Annotated in this window: 8 protein-coding genes; 2 read left to right on the plus strand and 6 right to left on the minus strand. The window is 59.0% G+C overall.

Annotation, left to right across the window (positions count from 1 at the left end; genetic code table 11):
• Positions 1-105: 105 nt before the first annotated feature.
• Complete coding sequence (dnaE, locus tag RCH06_RS17405) at positions 106-3615, minus strand: DNA polymerase III subunit alpha (RefSeq protein ID WP_327082729.1); 3510 nt, start codon at positions 3613-3615, stop codon at positions 106-108.
• Between the two features lie 95 nt (positions 3616-3710).
• Here dnaE and RCH06_RS17410 point away from each other — a divergent pair, with 95 nt between their 5' ends.
• Positions 3711-4466, plus strand: a complete 756-nt coding sequence (locus RCH06_RS17410) for a sulfurtransferase (protein WP_327082730.1) — start codon at positions 3711-3713, stop codon at positions 4464-4466.
• A 49-nt stretch (positions 4467-4515) separates the two neighbouring features.
• Entirely contained in the window at positions 4516-5829 is a 1314-nt protein-coding gene (egtB, locus tag RCH06_RS17415) for an ergothioneine biosynthesis protein EgtB (RefSeq protein ID WP_327082731.1), read from the plus strand.
• Here the strand turns inward: egtB and RCH06_RS17420 are convergent.
• The 5 genes from RCH06_RS17420 to RCH06_RS17440 form a co-directional block, all read right to left on the minus strand.
• Complete coding sequence (locus tag RCH06_RS17420) at positions 5826-6029, minus strand: hypothetical protein (protein ID WP_327082732.1); 204 nt, start codon at positions 6027-6029, stop codon at positions 5826-5828. The genes egtB and RCH06_RS17420 overlap by 4 nt on opposite strands.
• 34 nt (positions 6030-6063) lie before the next feature.
• Complete coding sequence (locus RCH06_RS17425; protein WP_327082733.1) at positions 6064-6939, minus strand: pirin family protein; 876 nt, start codon at positions 6937-6939, stop codon at positions 6064-6066.
• Complete coding sequence (locus tag RCH06_RS17430) at positions 6936-7343, minus strand: OsmC family protein (RefSeq protein WP_327082734.1); 408 nt, start codon at positions 7341-7343, stop codon at positions 6936-6938. The genes RCH06_RS17425 and RCH06_RS17430 overlap by 4 nt, the downstream gene beginning before the upstream one ends.
• 214 nt (positions 7344-7557) lie before the next feature.
• Positions 7558-8145, minus strand: coding sequence for a flavodoxin family protein (locus RCH06_RS17435; protein ID WP_327082735.1), 588 nt, complete (start codon positions 8143-8145; stop codon positions 7558-7560).
• The gene (locus RCH06_RS17440) at positions 8142-8558 is read right to left on the minus strand and encodes a DoxX family protein (protein WP_327082736.1); all 417 of its coding nucleotides are present in this window, start codon (positions 8556-8558) and stop codon (positions 8142-8144) included. Before RCH06_RS17440 ends, RCH06_RS17435 begins: the two co-directional genes overlap by 4 nt.
• Positions 8559-8710 lie beyond the last annotated feature (152 nt).

Here is an 8710-nt window from a genome sequence, read left to right on the forward strand (position 1 = left end):
GCAGCTGAAGTTGCTGATACTGCTGGAGTTTTTTCATCTTCACACCTTAGTTGAATAAAGGTGTTGCACTTCAGATTTGAGTCCGCCTTGCGCAAGCGGGCTATTTTATTCATAAACGATGCGCACCAGCCCTTTGTCGGCCTGCGCCATCCAGCTGGCAAGGGCCGCATCGGTCGGAAAGAACCGGGCCGCTTCCCCCAGATGCAGTTCAGCCACCACGCGCTCCCGGCGCACACTCAGGCGAACGGGCAGCCCGTGGCTTGCCGCCCCCTGATCGGCAGCATCGGCACGTGGCGGAAAGTCCCTGACCAGCCTTGAAATATCGGGCGCGGTGCCATTGACGGCCACGCGCAGGTATTTGCCAAACCGGCATCGCGCTGTTTCCAGGTCCCACACTTGCGCAATCTTGAAGCGCCGGCCAAAGCGTTCAGACGCGCCCTGCAGTGTGCCCTGCACCACCACCAGCTCGTCTTCCTTTAGCAAATTGCGATGCGTGTTGAAGGTGGCTTCATCGACCGACACTTCCAGCGCGTCGGTCTTGTCGTCCAGCTTGAAAATGATCAGTTTGCCGCGATTGCCGTTGATGATGCGCAAGTCGGTCACGATGCCGCTCAGCACTTGCGGATCGCGCGAATCGCTCAGGTCTTCAATCTTGCGTTTGGCAAACTGCCGCACTTCTTGCTCGACCTCATCGAAAAGATGACCCGACAGGTAAAAACCAATCGCGGTTTTTTCCAGCACCAGGCGCGCCTTGACGCCAAACATCGCGGCCTCGACCAGTTCGGGCTCCTGCGTGCTGGCTGCATGCGAATCCGACATGTCGAACAAGCCGCCCTGGTTGGCATTGGCTTGCGTGGCAGTGGCAAAGTCAAAGGCGCGCTCCACCGATGCCAGCAATTCGGCGCGGTTCAGATGCAGCTTGTCAAAAGCGCCGCCCTTGATCAGTGCTTCGACGGTGCGCTTGTTCATCTTGCTGCGGTCTACGCGCACGCAAAAATCGTAAAGCGAAGTGAACGGCCCGCCTTCTTTTCGGGCGGCCACGATAGCGTCAATCGCCTGCTGACCAGTGCCCTTGAGGGCGCCCAGACCGTAGCGCACAGACTTCGCGCTGATCGGCTCGAAGCGGTATTGGCCCTCGTTGATATCGGGCACTTCAAAGGTCAACCCCATTTTCAGCGCGTCGCCAAACAAAATCTTGAGCTTGTCGGTATCGCCCATTTCAACGGTCATGTTGGCGGCAAAAAACTCGGCCGGGTAATGCACCTTGAGCCAGGCGGTGTGATAAGCCAGCAGCGCGTAAGCGGCAGAGTGCGACTTGTTGAAGCCGTAACCCGCAAACTTCTCCATCAGGTCAAACACCTCGTCGGCTTTTTCTTCGTCCAGGCCGTTGATGCCTGCGCCCTTGCGGAAAATTTCCCGGTGCTGGGCCATTTCCTTCTCGTCTTTTTTACCCATTGCGCGGCGCAGCATGTCGGCGCCGCCGAGCGAATAGCCGCCCAGAACCTGCGCGGTCTGCATCACCTGCTCCTGGTACACCATGATGCCGTAGGTTTCCTCCAGCATCGGCTTGACGCGCGGGTCCGGATATTCGGGCACTTCCTTGCCCTGCTTGCGCGCAATGTAGGTCGGAATCAGGTCCATCGGGCCGGGACGGTAGAGCGCGTTCATCGCGATCAGGTCTTCGAGCCGGTCGGGCCGCGCGTCCTTCAGCATGCGCTGCATGCCGATACTTTCAAACTGGAACACAGCTTCGGTCTTGCCATCGGCAAACAGCCGGTACACCCGCGCATCGTCAAGCGGCAGGTCTTCAAACTTGAAGTTTTTCTGGTCCGGATAGCGGGCCATGATGAATTCGCGCGCAATTTCCAGAATGGTCAGCGTGGCCAGTCCCAAAAAGTCGAACTTGACGAGGCCAATCGATTCCACATCGTTCTTGTCGAACTGGCTGACCGCTGACGTGCTGCCGGGCTGCAAATACAGCGGACAAAAATCGGTCAGCTTGCCCGGCGCAATCAGCACACCACCGGCGTGCATGCCGACGTTGCGCGTCAGGCCTTCGAGCTTGCGCGCCAGCTCCAGCAGCGTGCGCACGTCTTCTTCCTTGCTTTCGCGCTCGGCCAGCAGCGGTTCGGCCTCTACCGCATAGACCAGCTTGTCGTTTTTCTTGCGATTGGCCGGTACCAGTTGCAATGTGACGGCCTGGCCGGGCTTGTTCGGAATCAGCTTGGAAATGCTGTCGCAAAAACCATACGGAAAATCCAGCACCCGGCCCACATCACGAATGGCCGCGCGTGCCGCCATCGTGCCGAAGGTGACGATCTGGCTCACCGCCCCGTGGCCGTATTTGTCCTTGACATAGTCAATCACACGGTCGCGGTTGCTCTGGCAAAAATCGATGTCAAAGTCGGGCATCGACACCCGCTCAGGGTTCAAAAACCGCTCGAACAGCAAGTTGTACTGCAGCGGGTCGAGATCGGTGATTTTCAGCGCATACGCTACCAGCGAACCCGCCCCCGAACCCCGTCCCGGCCCGACCGGGCAGCCGTTGGCTTTGGCCCACTGGATGAAGTCACCCACGATCAGGAAGTAGCCCGGAAAACCCATTTTCAGGATGGTGTTGATCTCGAACTCCAGCCGCGCCACGTATTCGGGCCGCTTGGCGTCGCGCAGCGTCGGGTTCGGGTACAGGTGCAGCAGCCGCTCTTCCAGCCCTTCAAACGAAGTGTGCCGAAAGTAGTCTTCAGCCGGCATATGCACGCCATTGACTTCGGGCGTCGGATAGTCGGGCAGCATGGGTTTGCCCAGCTCCAGCGTCAGGTTGCAGCGCTTGGCAATTTCCACAGTGTTGGCCAGCGCCGAAGGCACATCGGCAAACAGCGCTTCCATCTGGGCAGATGACTTGAAATACTGCTCGCGCGTGAACTTGCGCACGCGCCTGGCATTGCCCAAAATTTCACCTTCGGCAATGCACACACGCGCTTCATGCGCCTCGTAGTCGTCGTAGGTCAGGAACTGGACCGGGTGCGTGGCCACCACCGGCAGTTGGAGCTGGGCCGCGAGTTGCACGGCGGCGGCAACGTGCTGCTCATCATCCAGACGCTCGGCGCGCTGCAATTCCAGATAAAACCGCGCTGGAAACATATTGGAAAGATGCAGCGCACATTCCGTGGCGCGCGCGTTGTCGCCCTGCACCAGCGCCTGACCGACCGCGCCGCCCTGCGCGCCCGACAGCGCAATCAGCCCGGCGTTCAGCTCCTGCAGCCATTCGAGCTTGACGACAGCCTGGTCGCGCACCACGTTTTTGGTCCAGGCGCGGGTGATCAATTCGCACAGGTTGAGATAGCCCTGGCCGTCCTGCACCAGCAGCAGCAGGCGCGATGCGGGCGCACCAGCTTCCTTGCCCGGCGCTTCGAGCCAAATATCAGCGCCAATCAGCGGCTTGACGCCGACTTTTCGCCCTTCCTTGTAAAACTTGACCGTGCCAAACAGGTTGCTCAAATCGGTAATGGCCAGCGCGGGTTGCTGGTCGGCGGCGGCGGCTTCAACAATCTCATCGATGCGGTTGGTGCCGTCAACGACTGAAAATTCGGTGTGGATTCTTAAATGGACAAACATGCGCTGCATTTTAGGTCTGGGCTTTGCGCCTTCAGCGGCATGCCGGACAAGACCTGCTTTTGGCGTCAGCGCCCTTGCCTACAATTGCAGCCATCATGCAAATCCTGAATATTGCAGCGTATAAATTTGTAGCGCTGGACGACCTGCCCACCCTGAAAAATGCAATTTCGGACGCCTTGGCAGCGCGCGAAATCAAAGGCACCGTGCTGCTGGCTGAAGAAGGCATCAACCTGTTTCTGGCGGCCCCCCGCCTGGAGATTCATGATTTCTTGGCATGGCTGCGCACTGACATCCGGTTTGCAGACCTTCAGATCAAGGAAAGCGGGTCGGCAGTCCAGCCCTTTCACAAGCTGCTGGTCAAAATCAAGCCCGAAATCATCCGCATGAACCACCCCGCCATCCGGCCCTCGGCAGGCCGCGCACCAGCGGTGGATGCGAGAACGCTCAAGCGCTGGCTCGACAGCGGCCAGGACGACGCTGGCCGGCCCGTGGTCATGCTGGAGACGCGAAACCGCTATGAAATCGAAGCCGGCACCTTTAAAAATGCCATCGACTGGCAACTGGGCAAGTTCACCGAATTTCCGCAAGCCGTACAAACCCATCGCGAAGAACTCGCGGGCAAGACCGTCGTGAGCTTTTGCACCGGCGGCATTCGCTGCGAAAAAGCGGCGATTTACCTGGAAGAAGCCGGAATCTCAAACGTTTACCAGCTCGACGGCGGCATTTTGAGCTATTTTGAGGAATGCGGCGAAGCGCATTTTGAGGGCGAATGTTTTGTCTTTGATGACCGCCGGGCGGTCAATGCAGCACTCAAGCCCCGAGTCAATCCATGCGCTTTGTCTGACAGCTAGGCCCCGCATTTCATGGGAAGCTTGGCAGTCAAAATTTTATTGGCCTGCCATGCTGCCCTCTCAAAACACCTTCCCAACTGACGCCTGCGCATCAACACTGGCACAACGCTTCCAGCAGGTTCGGGCGCAAACCGAGCGACTGATCGAGCCCTTGAGCGCCGAAGATTGCCAGCTGCAATCCATGCCCGATGCCAGTCCGGCCAAATGGCATCTGGCGCATCTCACCTGGTTTTTTGAAACCTTTGTGCTCGAACGCTTCGAGGCGAAGTTTCAACCTTTCAATGCCAGCTTTCGCCAGCTGTTCAACAGCTATTACAACGGCGTGGGCCACAAATATCCCCGGCCACAACGTGGGCTGATCAGCCGCCCGTCGCTGCAGGACGTGCTGGCCTACCGTGCGCAGGTCAATCAGCGGGTGGCAGAGGTTATCGGCACGACCAGCGATGCACAAGCGCCTGAACTGACGCAGCTCATCACCTTGGGGCTGCACCACGAACAGCAGCACCAGGAATTGCTGCTGACCGACATCCAGCATGCGCTGTCATTCAACCCGCAGTCACCGGCGTATGCCAAACGAGGGCCGCTGACTCCCACCGTACCCCAGCCGGTACGTTGGCACACTTACGGCGGTGGTTTGGTACAGCATGGCTTCGATGCGTTGAGGGATGGCGATTTCGCCTTTGACAATGAAACCCCGCGCCATCCGGTTTATGTCGCGCCTTTCGAGTTGGCCAGCCGGCTGGTGACGAATGGCGAGATGATGGATTTCATGGCAGACCAAGGCTATGCACGGCCCGAATTGTGGCTGTCGATGGGTTGGGATTGGGTGCAGGCCGGCGCGCATCGCATGCCGCTGTACTGGCAGGGCGATGCGGGCGATTACCGGCATTTCACGCTGCAGGGACTGCAAGACGTTGACGCCAACACGCCGGTTTGCCACCTCAGTTATTTTGAAGCCGATGCGTTTGCGCGCTGGTCAGGTGCGCGTCTGCCGACCGAGTTTGAATGGGAATTGGCGGCCCGACAGCTGCCCGCCAACAGCGCCAAGTCAGGCAATTTTGTCGAAAGGGCAGCCTATCACCCGATGCCCCAGCAACAGGCCAGCCCCACGACCCCGTCGCAGATGATGGGCGATGTGTGGGAATGGACGCAGTCGAACTACACCCCCTACCCCGGCTACCAGCCGTGGGAAGGCTTGGTCGGCGAATACAACGGCAAGTTCATGTGCAACCAGTTTGTGCTGCGCGGCGGCTCGTGCGCGACGCCGCAAAGCCATATCCGCGCCAGCTACCGCAACTTTTTTCCGCCTGACGCGCAATGGCAATTCAGTGGCGTGCGGCTGGCGCGCGACGTTCAAGGCTAGGAAGCTTGCGGGGGTATTCCCGGCATTTCGGGCGTTTCCGGTATTTCCGGCATTGATGGCGTTGACGGCATTTCCGGGTTGTCGGGCCTGACCGGCATTTCGGGCTCTGCGGGCGCAGGGGCGATTTCAGGGCTTGTGGGCGTCACTGGCGGTATTTCGGGCTGCGCCGGCGTTGGGGATATTTCAGGAAGGGTTGACATGGCTGTGTTTGGAATGGTTGGGGGCTGTCCTGCCCTACGGCCTGCGCTCGGGCAGGGGAATGAATTCGGCGTCGCCGGCGACCTGGCCCATGCGCTGGACCAGCCAGTCATCGCCAGCTTGCACGATGCGTTCCTTGCGGCTGGAAACAAAATTCCACCAGATAAAGCGGTGCCCATCCAGTTTGTCGCCGCCAATCACCGCAACCCGCACTGCCGCGTCAGCACTGAGCCGCGTTACCACGCCGGGCGTCAACACGGCCAGTGTGCGCGCTGCGACGACTTCGCCGTTGACCTGAAGATCGCCGTCCACCGGGTAAATCGCCAGTTCATCGGCCAAGGCCGGTAAATCAAACACCTCGCTGGCAGCCAGCCGAATGTCGAGGTAAACGGTTTTCGAGAATGTCTTAACCGGAGAAATTTTTCCAAAAGCCTCGCCAATCAGCACCCGCACGTCCGATGCACCCACAGACACAGCCGGAATATCGGCAGCGGGCGTGTGGACAAAATCGGGTTCGGCTTCCTCGTGCTCCTGAGGCAAGGCCGCCCAAAGCTGCAGGCCATGCTGCAAATACGTCTGGTCTTTCAGGTCGTCAGGTGCGCGCTCCGAATGCACGATGCCGCGCCCAGCCGTCATCCAGTTGATCGCGCCGGGCGCGATACGCTGCACCGAACCCACACTGTCGCGGTGCATCATCGCGCCATCAAACAGGTAAGTCACTGTGGCCAGGCCAATGTGCGGATGCGGTCGAACGTCATGGTTGGCGCCCGCTTCTACCGTCAACGGGCCGAAATGGTCGAAAAATACAAACGGCCCCACCGATTGCCGTTCAGCTGCCGGCAACAAACGGCGCACCATGAAACCGCCGCCCAGGTCTTTGTCGTGCCCGCTCAGTTTGAGTTCAATGCTCACGGCAGTCGGCCCAGTGTGGTGGTGATTTCAGTGGTCACCGTGCTCATCAGTTTATGCACCGGGCACTTCTGGGCAACGGCCTGCAGTTCCTGCAATTGCGCATCAGTCAAGCGCCCCTGCACGCTGAGCGTAGCGCGCAGGCGGTAAATGCCCTTGCGTTCCTCCGTGGCGTCACGCTCGATGCGTGTGTGAATATCATCGACCGGAATCCCTTTTTTGCGCGCGTACCACATCACCGTCAGCGCTTTGCAGGCACCCAGCGCCGCATCGTACAAGTCATGCGGGCTGGGGCCGGTGTCGTCGCCCCCTTCGGCTTTGCTGATATCACTCACCAGCGTATGGCTTTGAATATGAACGGTTTGCGCCAGCGTAGCGGTGCGGTCCAGGCTCAGTTCAATGGTCATGAGGGATTCCTTTAAATAAATGGAGTCCGGCCATGATGCCATTGCCGCGCGCCAGATAACCGGCGGCTGGTGCGAAACCCGTTTGACGAACCATCATATCAAGCAAAAATCTATTACTGCTTGCTACACTATTAATAGCTGTCAGCGCTTATGTAGCCTGCACAATAAGCCTTTTTGGTACTTAAACTGGTTTTCTGGCCGCCACGAATGCGCTCTAGCGCCGGAACCGGCCCGCCACGTCCGCCACGCGCTCGCCAAAAATGCGCGCTGTTTCCAGATCGCCCGGTGCCATTTCACCCGCGCCGGCATCGGCAGGCGACTGGGCTATCGCGCCGCTGTAGGAGCCTAGGTAATTGGCATCGTTTCGCTGCGCAGATTTGCTGTTGCTGGGCATCACGCCCTGACTGATCCAGAGGCCGCCATGCTGCATGGCCAGCGTAAACAGGTAATTCAGCGTGGACGACTTGTCGCCATTCAGCGCCGCGCTATTTGTGAAGCCCGCAAACAGTTTGTCTTTCCAGGCGGCGGTGAACCAGGGCTTGGAAGACGCATCGGCAAACTTCTTGAACTGCCAGCTCACGCTGCCCATATAGGTGGGCGAGCCCATGATGATGGCGTCAGCAGCGGCCAGCGTTTCCCAGCCACCTGCAGGCAAGTTGCCTTCTGCATCAATGGCGACCAGTTCGGCGTCGGCACCCGCAGCAATGGACTGCGCCATGCGCTGGGTGTGGCCATACCCGGAGTGGTAGACGACAGCAATCAGCAGCGATTTTTCAGGCGCTGCGACAGTGACGACGTTCATTGCGCAGCCCGCTGGTTGCCGTCAACGCTCCACGCGCCGGCACCCCAGGCCGCCACTGTCAACAACCCGCCCACTGCGGCCATATTCTTGAAGAAGTTTTGCTGCTGCGCCATGACCTGCTCAGCAGGCACAGCCCAGAAATTGTGAAAAATAAAGGTAATGACCACAGTGAACAGCGCAATGCCCAGCGCAGCCCAGCGCGTTTGCCAGCCGATCAGCAGCAGCAAACCCAGCCCCAGCTCGACCCCGATGGCAGCGGCAGCAGACAGTTCGGGAAGCGGAACGCCTTTGGAAGCGATGTACCCCACAGTTCCGGCAAAGCCGCCGATTTTGCTGAAACCGGCAGGCACAAACAGCAGCGCCAGCAAGATGCGTCCTATCAGCGACAGAGGATTTTGGAGCGATGCGAACATGGTAAATCCTTAAAAAAATGATAAAACCCGGTGGGAGAAATTCAAATAGTCACGGAGAACTGACCTTGCCCCTGGATTCCGTATCCCATAACCGAGATCATGAACGGGCTTGATGGGCCTGAGCCGCAAGCCAGTTTTCCTCAAACTGCATC

The sequence above is a fragment of the Polaromonas sp. CG_9.5 genome (assembly GCF_035984465.1).
GTDB lineage: Bacteria > Pseudomonadota > Gammaproteobacteria > Burkholderiales > Burkholderiaceae_C > Polaromonas.

Coding starts and splice junctions, on each gene's coding strand:
- dnaE (WP_327082729.1), bottom strand. CDS start 3,615: ATGTTTGTCCATTTAAGAATCCACACCGAATTTTCAGTCGTTGACGGC.
- RCH06_RS17410 (WP_327082730.1), top strand. CDS start 3,711: ATGCAAATCCTGAATATTGCAGCGTATAAATTTGTAGCGCTGGACGAC.
- egtB (WP_327082731.1), top strand. CDS start 4,516: ATGCTGCCCTCTCAAAACACCTTCCCAACTGACGCCTGCGCATCAACA.
- RCH06_RS17420 (WP_327082732.1), bottom strand. CDS start 6,029: ATGTCAACCCTTCCTGAAATATCCCCAACGCCGGCGCAGCCCGAAATA.
- RCH06_RS17430 (WP_327082734.1), bottom strand. CDS start 7,343: ATGACCATTGAACTGAGCCTGGACCGCACCGCTACGCTGGCGCAAACC.
- RCH06_RS17435 (WP_327082735.1), bottom strand. CDS start 8,145: ATGAACGTCGTCACTGTCGCAGCGCCTGAAAAATCGCTGCTGATTGCT.
- RCH06_RS17440 (WP_327082736.1), bottom strand. CDS start 8,558: ATGTTCGCATCGCTCCAAAATCCTCTGTCGCTGATAGGACGCATCTTG.